Consider the following 16,339-nt stretch of genomic DNA (forward strand, 5'->3'; position numbering starts at 1 on the left):
CATCGCAGACGGATGTTCACCCCATGAAACCAGGACAGACCACGGTAGCAACACCGTCTCACCTTGCGCAGGGATGGCTCACCTCGCTGGCCCTTCACGGATTCTTGCTGTGTGCGGTGATTGTGTTCGCGCGTCAATCTCCGATCACCCTTTCGGCGGAACGGTTTCAATGGGATGTCACACTCGTCCAATCCACACACATACCGGAGTCGTCCACTCCACCCACAAACATTGCAATGCAGCCTAGCGAACAAATGCCGACTCCGCATTCAGCTGCAATACATCGATCACATCGAACCGCCACTCCTTACAGCAAGGCAGTGGGAACCGTTCAGCCTATGGTTGATCCCAAGAGCCTCAGTGAACCGCAACCGGAAACCAGTGCGTCAATGCACCGGGTCTCGACTCAATCGGAATGGACTCACGCAGATTCAGCTCCCACAGTGCCGCCAACAACTGATGAACCTATGGCCGATCAGGCTGCCCCTCAGCCTGAAGATTCACCGCGGACCGACGCAACCACCCCGAGCTCCGGTACGATGCCTGACCCCATTCCATCCTCAGTCGATCCCTCTCCGTCGCAAAGTGCAGCGGTAACACCGGTCGAGACTGTTTCATCGCCACGGCCTGACTACGGCTGGCTTCAACAGGCAATCTTCAGACGATTGGAGGAGCTCAAGCGGTCTTCCAATCCATTCCTTGATCACTCACAGCCGTTCAAGGTCATGGTCAAAGCCGTCGTGTCGAGAGAGGGGAACTTGTTGGACTCCATCATTGTCAAAAGCTCCGGTCTGGAACGTATCGATCAAGAAGCGATGGCCCTTGTGCAACGAGCCTTCCCGATGCAGTTCGACCGGACATTGGACCGGCAGCAGATCGTCATGCGGATTCCCATCACCTATTCGCGAGAGTAACTCCATGATTCGATCTCGGATGTTTCTAGTGCTTCTTGTGCTCGGATGGTCGACGATGAACCATATCGATCCGGCCTATTCTGAACCCTACCGCCCGACAGATGACCGGCAGGTGCTCGAGCGACTCAGTTTCAAGCCATCTGATCCCGTCGCACGCGAACTTCACAATTTGCGCACCGACCTCAGACGCAATCCTCGCAACCTGGACTCTGCCGTACAATTGGCTACTCGTTACATCGAACAAGGCCGATCAGAAGGCGATCCCCGTTTCCTTGGGCAAGCCCAAGCCACGCTGGCCCTCTGGTGGAACGAACCATCCCCTCCACCGGCGGCCCTGCTGCTACGCGCCACGATCAGGCAAAACACCCATGACTTTGACCAGGCCATAGCTGATCTGGACCAGCTGCTGACCCTACAACCGACCAACGCCCAGGCTTGGCTGACCAAGGCCTCGATCCTCCAGGTACAAGCGCGTTACGACGAAGCACGCCGGGCCTGTCAGCGCCTTGGCAGATTGGCGGCCCGCCACGTGCTCGTTGGATGTTTGAGCGATATCGGTGGGATGACCGGGCACTCGGCCAAGAGCAAAGAACTGCTGCGACAAACCCTGTCGGATTCCGCTCTCTCAGGCCACGAACGGATTTGGATTGCAACCATCTTGGCAGAAACAGCGACCCGCACCGGTGCCATAGAAGAGGCTGAGCAAGCCTTTGCCGAAGCTTTCAAGGTCGGCATCAAGGATCAATACTTGCTCGGAGCCTACGCGGATTTCCTCCTTGATCAGAGCCGCTATCGCGATGTGCTCGCTATGCTCCAACATGAAACCAAAGCCGATGGATTACTGTTGCGTCTTGCGCTCGCAGAACAGGCATTGAACATACCCTGGTTCCAGAACCATAAGGCCGAACTGGCGTCCCGATTTTCAGCCAGCCGCGAGCGAGGGGCCGCCACGCATGTCAGAGAGGAAGCGCGGTTCACGCTCACCATATTGCACGATGCTCAACAAGCGTTGCCGTTAGCCCAGGCCAATTGGAACGTGCAGCGAGAACCGGCGGATGCCAGGATCCTCCTTCAGAGTGCCCTTGAGGCAAGAAACTCCGCGGCAGCTCAACCGGTCATTGAGTGGTTAAGAACCAACCATGTGGAAGATATTCAGTTACAACAACTTTCGAAACAGATTCAGGAGGCCACATGGTGAAGCGCCTCATGCTCCTCATTGCTACACTGCTCCTGAGTCTTCCTGCCTGGGCCCACAAGCCCAGCGACAGCTACCTTTCCCTCTCGGTTCAGAACGATCGTGTAGAGGGGCAATGGGACATCGCCCTCCGCGACCTCAATGATGCGATTGGGCTGGATGCGGATGGAAACGGCGAACTCACCTGGGGAGAGGTTCGAGGGAAGCACAATGAGATTTCCGCCTATGCCTTGTCTCGCCTGACACTCACAGCAGATCAGCAAGCCTGTCCGACTCAGGTCTTTGAACACTTGATCGATCGCCATACGGATGGAGCCTACGCAGTCCTTCGCTTCCGTGCTGATTGTGGCAAGGCAGTCGAACCGCTCAGGGTGGAGTATCACCTCTTATTCGATATCGATGCGCAACACAAAGGGCTCTTGCGCCTGACGCAAGGCGGCCAGACCAGTACCGCAATCTTTAGCCAGGAATCCCCTTCTCGGGAATTCTCTGTGGCTGGACGCTCATACTGGCACGAAATCATTCAGTTTGTTCACGAAGGTACCTGGCACATCTGGCTCGGGTTTGACCATGTCCTGTTCCTGCTTGCTCTCTTACTACCGGCAGTCATGGTCCGGAGAGATAATAGGTGGCAGGCGGCCGGCGAATTTTCAGCCGTGTGCTGGAGCGTCTTGAGTATCGTCACAGCCTTTACGGTGGCTCATTCGCTGACATTGAGCCTGGCCGCTCTTGACGTTGTCCGGTTACCCTCCCGGTTAGTGGAATCAACCATCGCCGCTTCAGTGGTGCTGGCAGGCCTTGGGAACCTCTATCCCACGATGATGACTCACCGCTGGATGGTAGCGTTTGGGTTCGGACTGATTCATGGATTTGGATTTGCCGCAGTGCTTACTGATCTAGGACTATCGCAAGACTCGCTGCTAGTGAGCTTGGTCAGCTTTAACGTCGGCGTGGAAATCGGCCAACTCGCCATCGTCGCCGCGTTCCTCCCACTGGCTTATCTGATCCGCCGTTCCTGGTCCTACCAGAGACTGGTCCTTACCGGAGGCTCACTAGCGGTGATCGCCATCGCCCTCGTCTGGTTCACCGAACGGGCCTTCGATCTTCAACTGTTTCCGCTCTAGCAGAGTGTTTACCGGAATGGAACTGTTTATAGCTGCTTGAGTTCAGTTCCTAGGCAGCACAGACTGTCGCTTGTCGACAGTTATCCTCCGATGCTATAGTCCGCCCGTCAGAATCCCGGTTACGTATGATTCTCCCTCGTGTTCCTCAGACCATGGGGGAATATCTATACTGAGGCTCTAATGCTCAACACAAGCTACGCACACGAGGCGGAATGGGGGTCCCTCATCACCCAGACTGCCCAAGGTGATCAATCAGCTCTCGCCACGCTTTATGACCGCACAAGCCCACGGGTGTACGGCCTCATCTTTAAGATTCTTGGCAATCGGGAAGCGGCGGAAGAAGTGACGTTGGACGTCTACACCCAGGTCTGGCGGCAAGCCCATACCTTCGACGAGACGAGAGGTACACCAGGCGGATGGCTGATGATGTTGGCCCGCACGAGAGCGATTGATCGTTTCCGCGCTGGTTTCGCCGAGCGCGGCAGATTTGATGACCTGGAAGTGGCCTCGTTCTTCTCCAGCGACGGCCCCATGCCCGATCAGGAGATCGAAGGACAGCAGCGCCAACAGGCTGTTCGTCAGGCGATGGGCATGTTGTCATCGGATCAACGAGAAGCCATCGCCTTAGGGTATTTCTACGGCTTGAGTCAAAGTGAGATCGCCGACAAACTCGGACTGCCCTTAGGGACCGTCAAGACCAGAATGCGACTCGGGATGATCAAGTTACGTGAACTCTTGGCTCCACAGAAAGAAGAGTTGGTCTCATGACCGATTCCCACCTCCCACAAGAGATTGAGGAACAGGCAGCCGCCTATGCGCTGGGTATCCTGCCTGCCGAGGACCAGACAGTCTTTGAAAAACGAGTAGCCTTGTCCAAGAACGGACTTGGAGCTGCCGCGAGAGCCTTTCAAGCCGTTGTCGAGCAGTTAGGATTTGGAGTGCCAACGATTGAGCCCCCTGCTGCCTTGCGCGAGCGGGTACTCGCCCATGTCGCACGCGAAGCAGATCGAGAAGAGCTCACATTTCAGTCGATGGCAGATCACCTGTCCTTTGCAACACCTCCAGTGACTCCACCGACTTCGTTGCGAAACCGCCTGCTTGACCGAGTACGAAACGAGACGCATCTGCCACGGCGTTCGCTTCCGCCCCTCACATTCGTCAGAGCATCAGAAGGCACATGGCAGGAGATGGCTCCTGGCGTGACAGCTAAAATCTTACACTTTGACCCTGTTTCTCGCCGAGCCACGGCGCTCGTACGGATGGCCCCCGGCTCAGTCTATGCTCCCCATCGACATGCCGAGCCGGAAGAGTTTTATGTTTTGGAAGGGGGATGTTTCTGCGGCGGTCAGGAGTTGGCCGCCGGAGACTATCATCGTGCCGAGGCCGGCACCGAACATCATGACACATCATCGGACGACGGCTGCCTGCTACTCATCATCTCCTCGCCACAAAACGAGATGCTGCGCTGACAGCTGTTCGATCCGAAATTTCCACCTGTCGAAGTCAGTTGGTTACATCAGGCAGGCTGATGGCTCCTCCAATAGAGAGCGTCTCCCATGTTGTGACAATACACACAATTTTCAGGATAGTTTAGGCAGACAATCTTCAAAGAATTTTGCTAAAGGAGAAAAGTCTCCTTCATCAGCATTCCGCATGGCAGCGATGTACTGCGCTCGGATTTGGTGACCTTCAGACATCAGGTAGGTTTGGGGCCATTCCGGCAAAGGATGTCGACGGGAATGAAAGAAGATATCGGTGATCAGTCGTGCATGCCTTCCATTCCCATTTCTGAAGGGATGGATCTTGGTCAGTCTATTCTGGAGACGTGCCGCTACTTCTAGAGTTGGCATTGCCGACCCTGATGAATCCCAATGGAGAAAGTCATCGCATAGCAAACGAACTTGTTCTGGAATGAGGTGCCAGGCCATCCCGATATTGAGATTGTCTCTTCGGTATTTTCCTGCCCAATCCCAAATGAGCCCAAACATATCACGATGAATATTCATAAGAAATTCTTCTGTGAGCCACTGAGAAGCTCTCTTTTTTCTTCGTGCTCGAAATATATGTTTATCGTAGGCGCGGCTAATACTTTCGGTTTCGACTGCGTGACGAGCCGCTCTTGTGGCCAACTTGGCCATGAGCAAGCCTGAGATGTCATCCCCAGGTGTTGCTCCGACCGGCTGAGTTTCGTCATCCATCTTTCTTGTTCCATAACCGCTCACGTGGATCATTCAGAACATCATCGGTTCGTTTTTCAAGAAGCCTCTTGAATAGCTCTTTTTCTGGGGCTTGGTTTTCTAAAGCCATGGTCCCCATAGTTTGCTTGAGCCTCTTCGATGCAACGCTGCGCGCACGTCCTCGCAATACCTCGGATAGCGGCTTGCGAGGGAGAGGCTGTATTACCAGATCACAAGAGAGGCCTTCGAATATTCTCTTCAATGTCCCTACCTGCAGATCGATTTTCCCGGCTTCAATCTGAGCAAGATGAGACTGGGGAAGATGTGCCCGTTCAGCCAGCTCCGCCTGTGTCATTCGCAGGTAATTCCGCAAGGCTTTGATCCAATCTGTATAAGAAAGGTCGACAGACCGATCCTTTGACTCTGCATGGAGACCAGCAATGGCGATATCATCTGCAATGGTCCATGATCTTTTTTTCATAGACATACATTATATGTAGTAACATATTAATTCAACTCTAAATAATATGTTTAAATATATTACACTATATTTAAATAAGTCATTTAAACAGATACATTATGGTATTGTCTATCTGTAACTATTTGTATTATTTAAAATTACAAACAATTTATTTTCAAGATGTCTCTTGTAGAGACAGCTCTAGGAATGAGCCTTGTGGAGTTGATGTAAAGATGGCTGAAACAAGTCTGGTGTACATGCCACAGTTGGCCTCTGCCTGCTCGCTTACAACCGGAACAACCTGCACGAAGAAGCCTTATCCATGAGGTCGTAGTTCCAACCAAAAGGCCTTGACCAGGCAGAAGCTGGGGACCAACGCCTAATCGGTCTCGGCCATGGCCACCGAATTCGGCATCGGTTCACTGGTTCTATCGGTGAGTCATACGACGCACGACTAGATATCTCTTCAGTGTGCAGCAGTGCTACCGCACTTTACATTTGGTAGACCATAATGCAAGTGGGACCCATCGGCGTTTGTTATATCCGCCTTGCAAGTCTTTCGAACGTTCTATCCCAAGGAACGGAACTATATCGTCACCCCTTCCGGCGATCCGGCATATGCGCGGCGATTCGGTGACATAGAGGTCCAGGTGTGCACCCCGCCTTCATTGAGCCTCAACCTCGCTGAATCGTGACGTGCCACGCTGGTGATAATCGCGCTCACACTCCTCGGACTCATGGCAGGTCTATGATCTTCAACCACTTCTAGGGGGAGTATGTATAGGCAGTTGAGTAGCAATTCACCGTTATTGCCAATTATAACTTTTGGGACTCTTTGTCTTAGGTGAACGGTAGTTCGAACGTTAGTCCCCGAGTGCCTCCTCCCAGAGGCTCTCGATCTCTTTACCTGAAAGTGCAGGTGGCAGTTCTGGACATTCGTTCCATGCCTCTAAAGCACAATGGAAGGCAGAAGCTTCTTCTTCGAAGGGTTGCATACAATTGAATTTACGCACCGTATTGGAATAGGCATCGTTTGCACCAAAGAGGCTATCAAAGGCAACTTTCTTAGGCAGATTGCGAGGCCGGTTCCACTTGCTCCCTGATTCATCGGGTTCAACGTATAAAGATTTCTGGCGCCACTCATGTCGTAACTTTGGCAACTTCCGCTGTAATCGCTTGGCTACTTCATGCAGTTCGGCGCTAGCTCTCCAGGACTCTGAGGTCGCGCGTTCTACGAGCGTGGCTTCAAACAACTCGTACATTTTTTATTTTTCTTCTCAATGTAAAGCATAGGAGTAGTAAGCCCCTTAAATTGCTTGAAAATATGATTGTCGCACTTCCTGCGGATAGCTTGAGCTGTTACCTGTCCTTCATTTTTAGCAGCTATTTCCTCCCAGAGTTGATGAAGAAAGCGGCTTCGACCTATTTCCTCAATTGCAAACAGTGCTAAGGCGCAGGCACTAGAAAATTTTTCACTCCGATACAGGAATACACTATCGTGGAGAAGCAAGCCGCCTTGCTCCAGTGCGAATATTGATCCTTCCATGAGTGATCTAAGACTAATTTCATGAGAGGCAGAATTTCGTTTCATTGGTTTGCCCTTATATTCCTTGGAGTTATTGTATTATCAATGGCATTCCAAACTCGGCTGGGGCTAAACTGCGGCGAAACTATCCTGTGCGATCAGGATTCATCGGTTTCTGCCCTACCTCTGACCCCTATGCAAGTGATTGAGATTGATACGATGAGGAACTATCTGTCCCTGTAGACTCTGACTCTATGGGGACTTCAATTCTCGCGGCCTCTTTCTTCCTGCCAGGCAGCCGTTTCTTTACTCCCCCTGAATTGGAACATACATCACGTTGCCCTGGCGGTTGACGAGTAGGAGGGCGAGATCGGTTGGTTTCAAGGGTTCAGCGAATCGTTGAAGCGCGGAGAACGTAGCCACATGTTGTCGGTTCAGCTCTAAGACCACATCACCCGGTTGCAGACCGGAGGCTTCGGCGAGACTGCCTTCTTCGATATCCGTAACCACTACGCCATTGTTCACCGGCAAATCCATCTGACGTGCGAGGGGTGCCGTCACGTCATCGAACACTACCCCCGCCAAGGGGTGTACGGTCGAGGCGCTTGAGGACGCCGCCTGGCTTTTCTTCGGCCGTTCACGCGGCGCTTCTTGAATGACCAGATCCGCCTGATACTGCTTGCCTTCCCGGATAAGATCCAACCGATGTTTGCTCCCGATCGACGCTTGCGCCACCAGGTTCCGTAACTGGCCGCTATCCATAATCTCCCGCCCGTCGAAGCGCACCACGACATCGCCGCGTTTCAAGCCGGCTCGTTCCGCAGATCCCTTGGCATGCACATCCGTCACAATCGCGCCTTTGACGTCCGGGAGGCGAAAGATCTTCCCCAAGGAGGGGCTGACATCCTGCGTCGAGGCACCCAGAAAGCCTCGCACCACGCGGCCCGTTTTGATGAGACTCTGCATGGCAGCCCGGGCCATATTGCTGGGAATGGCAAACCCAACCCCAACACTGCCGCCGGTGGGACTTGCAATTGCTGTGTTGATCCCGACCAGCTCACCATTCGTATTCACCAGGGCTCCGCCGGAATTGCCCGGATTGATCGGCGCATCCGTCTGGATGAAATCTTCGAAATCCGCCACACCGACATCGGCCCGCCCGACCGCACTCACAATGCCGAACGTGACAGTCCGACTCAATCCCAAGGGATTCCCGATCGCGAGCACGAAGTCACCGACGGCTAGTTGGCTTGAATCCCCCCAGGCCGCAGTCGGGAGATTCGACGCATGAATCTTCACCACTGCCACATCGGTCTTTGGATCCGTCGCAACTACTTTCCCTTTGTATTGGCGACGATCCGCCAAAATCACTTCGACATCGACGGCATCGGCCACCACATGGTTGTTCGTCACGATATAGCCATCTGAGGTCACAATCACGCCAGACCCTTGTCCGTACTGCCGGCGGGCTGGCGGTTCTTTAAACAAACCAAATGGTAGTGCCTCGTCGCTGAACGACTGATCACGCACCATCACGGTGGAGGCAATACTGACAACTGCGGGAATCACTTTATTGGCGGTCGCCTTGACCTGGCCCTGCAAGTCGTGGCCGGTGGCGATAGGAGTCTGTTGCGTCACAGCCAGTCCGACCCCCGGAAAGGCTAGACCAACAAGGAGTCCGCAGACAAACCGTTGCATCCTACTTCGTGGGTTTCTTTTCACCAATATGCCTTCTTTCCTGCCTAAATAGTGAGCGCCAGCTTATCACGCAGGATGACCACAAGCATGCACAATTCGATATGACGGCGACCACGCCTTATCAGTTACCCCATCGCATGAACGAATCCTATCAGGCCTCATGAACGGGCGATGCTACAGCCCTTCTTCTCCACACGTTCCTCGATCCACCGATACAACACCGGCATGACAATCAAGGTCAACAGGGTCGATGAAACCAATCCGCCGATCACGACGGTCGCCAGCGGCCGTTGAATTTCCGAACCAGGCCCGCTTGCCAACAACAGCGGCGTCAGTCCCAACGCGGCCACCATTGCCGTCATCAAGATCGGACGAAGCCGACGGACCATGCCGGTCATCACCGCCTCATCCAAGGGCAGCCCCTGTTGTCGCAACTGATTGATATAGGCGATCTTTACCACTCCGTTGAGGACCGCCACACCGAACAGTGCAATGAACCCAACGGACGCTGGAACCGATAGATAGAGTCCCCCGATCAACAGCGCGACAAAACCACCGACCATCGCAAAAGGGATCGCGAGGAGGATCAGCACCGCCTGCCTGACATTCCTGAAGGTCAGGTACAACAGCAGAAAAATCAGGCCAATGACCACCGGAACCACGATTGCTAGACGAGCCATCGCCCGCTGCTGATTTTCGAATTGCCCTCCCCAGGTCACATAGTACCCAGGCGGCAATTGCACTAGACCGGCCACAGCCCCCTGAGCCTCCTCCACGGCCCCGACCAGATCTCTCCCCACCACGTTCGCCTCAATGACCACTCTGCGGCTGGCCTGTTCACGGCTGATCTGGGCCGGACCTTCCACGATTTGGATATCGGCCAACTCCCGCAGAGGGATCCGAGCACCGTCCTGTGCCGTCACCCAAAGCGCCTTGATCGACTCGACATCGTTCCGTCTGTCATCGGGAAACCGCACCACGATGGGAAATCGCCGTTGCCCTTCAAAGACATCTCCGGCACGGATCCCGGCACCGACAGCTTCAATCACCTCCGTGAGGTTGGCCACATTGATGCCATGACGCGCCACCTTGGATCGATCGACGTCGAGCTTCAAGTAATACAGTCCCGAAACCTGCTCAACACGGAGATCGGAGATACCCTTCACTTGCCGCAGCACACGAGCGATCTCCTCGGCCTTCACCCGTAGGACATCGAGGTCGTCTCCGAAAAGCTTGACTGCGACTTGAGAGCGAACACCAGACACCAGCTCATCCACACGCATCGCAATGGGCTGAGATAACCCAAACACAATGCCAGGGACCTGCCCCAGTCGCTGACGTATCAGTTGTTCAATCTCACGTTTGCTGCGTGCCTTCCATTCCGATTCAGGCTTGAGCAAGACGTACATGTCGCTCAGCTCCATCCCCATCGGATCCGTCCCTAACTCATTGGCACCGGTGCGAGTCACCACCGAACGTACATCCGGAAGCTCCAGCAACACCCGCTCGACCTGTCCAGAGATCTTAAGTGATTCAGTGAGACCGATGCTCGGTAGCCGCACCAAATTCACCACGATCGATCCTTCGTCCATGATCGGCACGAACTCCCGTCCAATTAAAGGAATGAGTGCGATGCCCCCGACCAACACCATTGCTGCTGCCGTCACAACCACGGGGGTCCGACGAATGGCCGTCTCCAAGAGCTGCCGATACAGTCTCCGTCCCGTGACTAAGGCGTGCCCTTCCCTTTCCATGGATCGAGGCCGCATGAGAAGAACCGCCAGCACCGGGATGACCGTCATTGAGAGCGCCAGTGAACTCAGGAGAACAATCACCACCGTCAGGGCCAACGGGATAAACATCTTGCCTTCAATCCCTTGGAGCGCGAGCAAGGGAACGAAGGTCAGCGCGATAATCAATTCCCCGAAGAGGCTTGGGCGGCGCACCTCCAGCACGGCACGAAGCACCAGGGGAAGCCGATCCGATACCGCGTCGAACGAGGCATGCTCCTTGGAGTCTTCGCTCAAATGTCGCTCAATATTCTCCACCTGCACGATCGCGGCATCGACAATCATCCCGAGGGAAATGGCTAGTCCTCCCAAGGACATCAGATTGGCTGAGAGCCCGACCCGTTGCATGATCAAGAACGTAGTCAGCGTGGCAAGCGGTAAGGTCAGGGCGACGACCAGCGCACCGCGCAGATTTCTCAGGAACAGATAGAGGACGAGGACCACAACAACGGCGCCCTCCAATAAGGCCCGCTCGACCGTGTCGAGCGCCCGGGTCACCAGTTCAATCCGGTCATAGAACGACGTGATCGTGACACCATCCGGCAACAGCCGATTGATCACTCCGACCTTCTCCTTCACCGCTGAAACAACTTGTCGGCTGTTTCCCCCTCGTAGCATCACGGCGATGCCTTGCATCACTTCGCCGGTTCCGTCCCGTGTGACGCCGCCCAAGCGAACAGCATGTCCCAGGCGAACCTCCGCAACGTCCCGCAGGTAGATCGGCGTCCCCTGGCGGGCCGTTACGACAATGCGTTCCAAATCTTCAGCCGAACGAGCTAGACCCTGGCCATAGATCACCAACTTGTCGCCGCCCCGCTCGATGTAACTGCCGCCGGCATTTTGGTTATTCTCGGTCACTGCTGCCTGAACCTGCCGCAGGGTGAGGCCCAGGCTGGTCAAGCGATTGGGGTCCACGAGCACGTCGTATTGTTTTGATAATCCACCCAGAGTGTCGACATCCGCCAGCCCTGGTACGGCACGCAGCATTGGACGAATCACCCAATCATGGAGCGTCCGTAATTCCTGAAGACTCTGGGATGGCCCCTCCACAAGGTACATGAAGACTTCGCTGAGGCCGGTACTCACGGGCCCCAGGGTAGGATCGGCTCCTGGCGGTAATTGAGAACGGACGCGGACCAGCCGTTCCAAAACCAACTGCCGGGCAAAATAGTTATCGACGGCATCCTCAAACACCACCGTAATGACTGAGATCCCGAACCGCGAGACCGATCGAAGTTCCGTTTTCCCAGGCAAGTTGATCAACTCAATTTCAAGGGGAAACGTGACAAGGCGCTCGATTTCCGGAGGCGCTAAAGACGGAGCACGGGTAATGACTTGGACTTGGACCGGTGTCACATCAGGAAAGGCATCGATCGGCAGAGAGCGAAATGCGACCGCTCCGCCGATACTCACGCCAAACGCCGCCAGCAGCACGATGACCCGCTGCTCAAGCGATGTGCGGATCAGCTGTTCAATCACAGCGGGCCTCCCATAGACATCTGCCCGCGAAGCGCTTCGGATTTGAGCGCGTAACTGCCTTCCGTCACGACCTCATCACCGTCCTTCAGTCCGGCCTTGATCGAGACATACTCGTTCGATGACTCCCCGATTGTGACTTCGAGCCATTCAAACTGTCGTAAGCCTCGTGTGACAAAGACCATAGTGCGGTTGCCGACCTGCTGCAGTGCAGCGCGCGGTATGGCCAAGACCGATTGCTCCTGCGTGCGTACCGTCACCTCGGCGAACATTTCAGGACGTAGCCGCCGGTCTGAGTTGGGAATCTGCAAACGTGCCGTCACCGTCCTCGTGGCCGGATCAATCATGGCGCCGATATAGGTAATAGCGCCCTGAAACACCGTATCCGGATAGGCTGCAACTCGAACCTCCACCGCAAGACCGGCTTTCAGCATCCCGATCTGCTGCTCGGGAAAATCAGCCCTGACCCACACAGTGGAGAGATCCGCCACGGTGAAAAGCGTCTTACTCGAATCGACCACTTCACCGACCGTTGCATTCCGCTCGATGATTTCACCGGAGAAGGGAGCCCGCAGAAACACCTGCGCCACTTCGGCATGGGGCAATTGTTCGGCGGACAACCGCTCAATTTCTCGTTCCGCCATACCCAATAAGTGAAGTTTTTCCTCTGCTTCGTAGAGCTCGGCTTTCGCATTTTCATGCTCGGCCTCACGCCGCTGATATTCGCTGATCCCGATCGCACCCTCGGCCGAGAGCGCTTTGGCCCGTTCAAAGGCCTTTTCCGCCACCCTCATGGCCGTCCGCCGCTTGCGATATTGCAGCTGAGCCTCACCAAACGCCGGACTATCGAGTAACAGCAGTCGCGCTCCGGATTGTACGCGATCGCCAAGATTGGCGTAGACAGCAACAATGCGTCCCGGCACTCGTGGACCGAGATGGGCCAACCGGTTCTCATTGGGCAAAATCTTTCCTCCCTGCGCCTTCAGCGACATTCGCATGGCGCGGCGGCCCACTTGCTCAGTACGGATCTGTGAGAGCAGTAAACTCCCGTCCGGCAGCTCAATCACACCGGCTTGAGCCGCAAGCGGTATCGCTTGCGAGGGTCTCTTCTGCGTCTCATCCTGTGCCGGCTGGCACGAGGCGGATACGGCAGCAATCGTGATGGCGACAGCAAACCGCACAATACATTCCGGCGAGATCGCCTTCCTGGAAGCCATCTTGGCACCTTTCCTCTCGCCATGGCTCTTCGTCCAAGGCGTGTCTCTAACTATGGGAGATATGGCAAGCGAACCAGAAGGCTATGCGGAAAGACTGGGCGGACCACGGGAGGAAAGATCGTGAATCAACCCTGGAGGGAAAAACAGAGCACTGGCCTCAGGCTCTTGTGAAACACGAGGCTCAGGATTCAAAGACACAGCAGACCCGAGCGCATGGGCCTGGCTCAAGAACAAATTGTAAGATTTCCGATCTGAATCAGTCAGCAGTGAAAACTCGATCTCAAGATGCCGATGCCCCAGTCCGACCAGAGAGGTGCTGACATCGTGTGAATCGGCTGTGAGTGACGAATGGCTCTCCACCTCACATTCGAGATCGGGCGACATGACCGTATGGACGGTCCCACCATGGAGATGCCCTGCTCGTCCATGCAGATGATCCGCGTCTGGATGCACATGGAACAAGGGAACTGCCAGCATCCACAAGGACGTCCAGACCAGGACCATCAGGCGCGACCATGAAAGCATAGTACAGCCTAATCGTTTCACTGTATGAGGCTAGCACAATTACCCCTGTCCATCAATTGAGGAGCTTTTGCTTGTCCGCCACATTCGAGATAATGTCTGCAGCAACTCCTTCATGAGAAACCGTATGCCTCCTCCTCTACCGTCAGGCCAAACCAACCAGCGCCTCCCAACCGGGATCTGGGCACTCGGGTTCGTCAGTCTCATGATGGACGTCTCATCAGAGATGATCCATAGCCTGCTCCCTCTGTTCATGGTCACAACCCTCGGGACAAGTGCCACTGCCGTGGGCATGGTCGAAGGCTTGGCCGAATCTCTCGCGCTAATGGTGAAAGTCTTTTCCGGCATGCTCAGCGACTATCTGGGAAAGAGAAAGGCGCTCGCTGTTTTTGGCTATGCCTTGGGAGCCATGACAAAGCCATTGTTTGCCTTGGCCTCCAGCCTTGACATGGTCCTTACCGCCCGTCTCATGGATCGGATCGGCAAGGGCATCCGTGGCGCACCTCGAGATGCACTTGTTGCTGATATCGCCCCACCCCAGCTTCGTGGCGCAGCCTTTGGTCTGCGGCAGACGCTGGATACGGTCGGGGCCTTCCTTGGCCCGCTTGCGGCAACCAGTCTGATGGTGCTCTGGGCCGACGACTTCCGCGCCGTCTTTTGGATGGCAGTGATTCCCGGCGTCATGTCGGTCGCACTTTTGTTGTTCGGTGTTCAGGAACCGGCGACTCGACAGAATTACGGCAGGGTTAACCCGATTCGCTGGGAAAACCTTTTCCGTTTAGGTCAGGCCTATTGGTGGGTGGTCGGGATCGGAGCCGTCTTCACCCTTGCCCGATTCAGCGAGGCCTTCCTTGTGCTTCGTGCGCAACTTGGAGGCATTCCCCTCGCACTAACCCCGCTCATCATGGTCGCGATGAATCTGGTCTATGCCGGCTCGGCCTACCCATTTGGTAAACTCTCTGACCGCATGAGCCACACGAAATTGCTTATGCTTGGCCTGATCATCCTGATCGGAGCGGACGTGGTCTTAGCCCTTGGCGGTCATTGGAGCATGATGCTCTTGGGTGTGTGCCTATGGGGCCTGCACATGGGCATCACACAGGGCCTCCTCGCGACAATGGTCGCCGACACGGCGCCGGCTGATTTGCGTGGGACCGCCTACGGCCTGTTCAACCTGGCAAGCGGACTGGCCGTACTCGTCGCCAGTGTTCTCGCAGGTCTTCTGTGGGATCGACTCGGCGCACCAGCAACCTTCTATGCCGGTGCAGTTTTCTGTGGGCTCGCGATATTCGGCTTGGCTCTGCGTCCGGTGTGCGTTCAACCCGTTAGCTCTCGCTGACCAACAATTACGAAGAGTTCTGCCCCCCTCCTCTCAAAACCATATCCTCAGGCCGACTACGAATCGTACTTGGCTCGGGTCTCCCCCCTGCCGGCGTACCAACGTCGCCGTTTCACCGAAACTGCGGTCGAATGACACCCCGATATAAGGAGCGAATTCTCGCCGAATTTCGTAACGCAGGCGAGCCCCAAACTCAAGATTGTTCAGCCCCGAACCGGTCGTAAACTCTTCGACTTTTTGGATAGCCAGATTGGTTTCGAATCGCCCTTGAAGGATCAGTCGTTGCGTGAGCAGAAAGTCTTTTGTATAGGATAATCGAGCTGAAACAGCACCACGCTGATCAATAAACAGAGCAGATTCGAACTCATAATTATAGGGGACAATTCCCTGTAGCCCGATCACCCCCATACCACGCGCCACATTCCCACCACGAAACGACTGGGTTTCCATTCGGCCACCAACCTGAATATCGTAGTGCTTCCAGACAAACCGGCCATAGAGCAGTTGGAAGTCCACATCGTAGTCGGCTTTGAACGCAGTATCCCGCTGCCCTTCACTCTTGAACCAGAGTCGATTGTAGTCTCCCCCGTACCAGCCTTCGATGTCCCATCGGTAATCACTGTTGCTTCCCTCTCGGCCTGTACGAGGTCGATACTCGAGAACGTCGACCAACGTAAACAGCCGGTGTTCCCGATCCATGACTGGACTGGGCCAGTCCGCTCGCAAAAGTCCATGCACCTGTGGTTCGGTTTGCGCCCGGTGCGGCGGGGCCAACACAACGCTCTCTAAACCGGAAGATCCGTGTCCGGATTCCGCCGCAACGGTCCCTACGCCCACGGCTATACTCAGGGCACAACCGACAAACCTCCCCCAGCAGCGTTGGATCGTTATCCCCACTGGTC

General features: G+C 55.2%; 15 protein-coding genes. 6 read left to right on the forward strand and 9 right to left on the reverse strand.

Features of this window, described 5'->3' with window-relative positions:
* Positions 1 to 23: 23 nt before the first annotated feature.
* The 5 genes from ACMTNU_RS03320 (at position 24) to ACMTNU_RS03340 (ending at position 4,702) form a co-directional block, all read left to right on the forward strand.
* The gene (locus ACMTNU_RS03320; RefSeq protein WP_413933770.1) at positions 24 to 914 is read left to right on the forward strand and encodes a TonB family protein; all 891 of its coding nucleotides are present in this window, start codon (positions 24 to 26) and stop codon (positions 912 to 914) included.
* A gap of 4 nt (positions 915 to 918) precedes the next feature.
* Entirely contained in the window at positions 919 to 2,112 is a 1,194-nt protein-coding gene (locus ACMTNU_RS03325) for a tetratricopeptide repeat protein (RefSeq protein WP_413933771.1), read from the forward strand.
* The gene (locus ACMTNU_RS03330) at positions 2,106 to 3,233 is read left to right on the forward strand and encodes a HupE/UreJ family protein (protein WP_413933772.1); all 1,128 of its coding nucleotides are present in this window, start codon (positions 2,106 to 2,108) and stop codon (positions 3,231 to 3,233) included. The genes ACMTNU_RS03325 and ACMTNU_RS03330 overlap by 7 nt, the downstream gene beginning before the upstream one ends.
* A 180-nt stretch (positions 3,234 to 3,413) precedes the next feature.
* Positions 3,414 to 4,001, forward strand: coding sequence for a sigma-70 family RNA polymerase sigma factor (locus tag ACMTNU_RS03335; RefSeq protein WP_413933773.1), 588 nt, complete (start codon positions 3,414 to 3,416; stop codon positions 3,999 to 4,001).
* Positions 3,998 to 4,702, forward strand: coding sequence for a cupin domain-containing protein (locus ACMTNU_RS03340; RefSeq protein ID WP_413933774.1), 705 nt, complete (start codon positions 3,998 to 4,000; stop codon positions 4,700 to 4,702). Before ACMTNU_RS03335 ends, ACMTNU_RS03340 begins: the two co-directional genes overlap by 4 nt.
* A gap of 111 nt (positions 4,703 to 4,813) precedes the next feature.
* On the opposite strand, the gene ACMTNU_RS03345 is transcribed toward ACMTNU_RS03340, so the two are convergent.
* The 8 genes from ACMTNU_RS03345 to ACMTNU_RS03380 all read right to left on the reverse strand — a co-directional run bounded on the left by ACMTNU_RS03345 (position 4,814) and on the right by ACMTNU_RS03380 (position 14,101).
* Positions 4,814 to 5,431 (reverse strand): mobile mystery protein B, encoded by a 618-nt coding sequence (locus ACMTNU_RS03345; protein WP_413933775.1) that lies wholly within the window; start codon positions 5,429 to 5,431, stop codon positions 4,814 to 4,816.
* On the reverse strand, positions 5,424 to 5,891 hold the full coding sequence (locus ACMTNU_RS03350; protein WP_413933776.1) for a helix-turn-helix domain-containing protein: 468 nt from the start codon (positions 5,889 to 5,891) through the stop codon (positions 5,424 to 5,426). The genes ACMTNU_RS03345 and ACMTNU_RS03350 overlap by 8 nt, the downstream gene beginning before the upstream one ends.
* A gap of 842 nt (positions 5,892 to 6,733) precedes the next feature.
* Complete coding sequence (locus ACMTNU_RS03355) at positions 6,734 to 7,132, reverse strand: hypothetical protein (RefSeq protein WP_413933777.1); 399 nt, start codon at positions 7,130 to 7,132, stop codon at positions 6,734 to 6,736.
* The gene (locus ACMTNU_RS03360) at positions 7,102 to 7,461 is read right to left on the reverse strand and encodes an AbiV family abortive infection protein (protein WP_413933778.1); all 360 of its coding nucleotides are present in this window, start codon (positions 7,459 to 7,461) and stop codon (positions 7,102 to 7,104) included. Before ACMTNU_RS03360 ends, ACMTNU_RS03355 begins: the two co-directional genes overlap by 31 nt.
* A 240-nt stretch (positions 7,462 to 7,701) precedes the next feature.
* Positions 7,702 to 9,093 carry a Do family serine endopeptidase gene (locus tag ACMTNU_RS03365; protein ID WP_413933779.1) on the reverse strand — a complete coding sequence of 464 codons (1,392 nt, stop codon included), beginning with the start codon at positions 9,091 to 9,093 and terminating at the stop codon, positions 7,702 to 7,704.
* 158 nt (positions 9,094 to 9,251) lie between these two features.
* Positions 9,252 to 12,362: an efflux RND transporter permease subunit gene (locus ACMTNU_RS03370; protein WP_413933780.1), complete on the reverse strand. Its 3,111-nt coding sequence runs from the start codon at positions 12,360 to 12,362 to the stop codon at positions 9,252 to 9,254.
* Positions 12,359 to 13,576, reverse strand: coding sequence for an efflux RND transporter periplasmic adaptor subunit (locus ACMTNU_RS03375; protein WP_413933781.1), 1,218 nt, complete (start codon positions 13,574 to 13,576; stop codon positions 12,359 to 12,361). Before ACMTNU_RS03375 ends, ACMTNU_RS03370 begins: the two co-directional genes overlap by 4 nt.
* 81 nt (positions 13,577 to 13,657) lie before the next feature.
* Entirely contained in the window at positions 13,658 to 14,101 is a 444-nt protein-coding gene (locus tag ACMTNU_RS03380) for a hypothetical protein (protein ID WP_413933782.1), read from the reverse strand.
* Between the two features lie 124 nt (positions 14,102 to 14,225).
* On the opposite strand from ACMTNU_RS03380, the gene ACMTNU_RS03385 reads away from it, so the two are divergent.
* Positions 14,226 to 15,437, forward strand: coding sequence for an MFS transporter (locus tag ACMTNU_RS03385; RefSeq protein ID WP_413933783.1), 1,212 nt, complete (start codon positions 14,226 to 14,228; stop codon positions 15,435 to 15,437).
* 33 nt (positions 15,438 to 15,470) lie between these two features.
* Here the strand turns inward: ACMTNU_RS03385 and ACMTNU_RS03390 are convergent, their stop codons facing one another.
* Positions 15,471 to 16,334 (reverse strand): copper resistance protein B, encoded by an 864-nt coding sequence (locus tag ACMTNU_RS03390; protein ID WP_413933784.1) that lies wholly within the window; start codon positions 16,332 to 16,334, stop codon positions 15,471 to 15,473.
* Positions 16,335 to 16,339: the final 5 nt, after the last annotated feature.

It is taken from the genome of Nitrospira sp. BLG_1 (assembly GCF_047338595.1).
Taxonomy (GTDB): domain Bacteria; phylum Nitrospirota; class Nitrospiria; order Nitrospirales; family Nitrospiraceae; genus Nitrospira_D.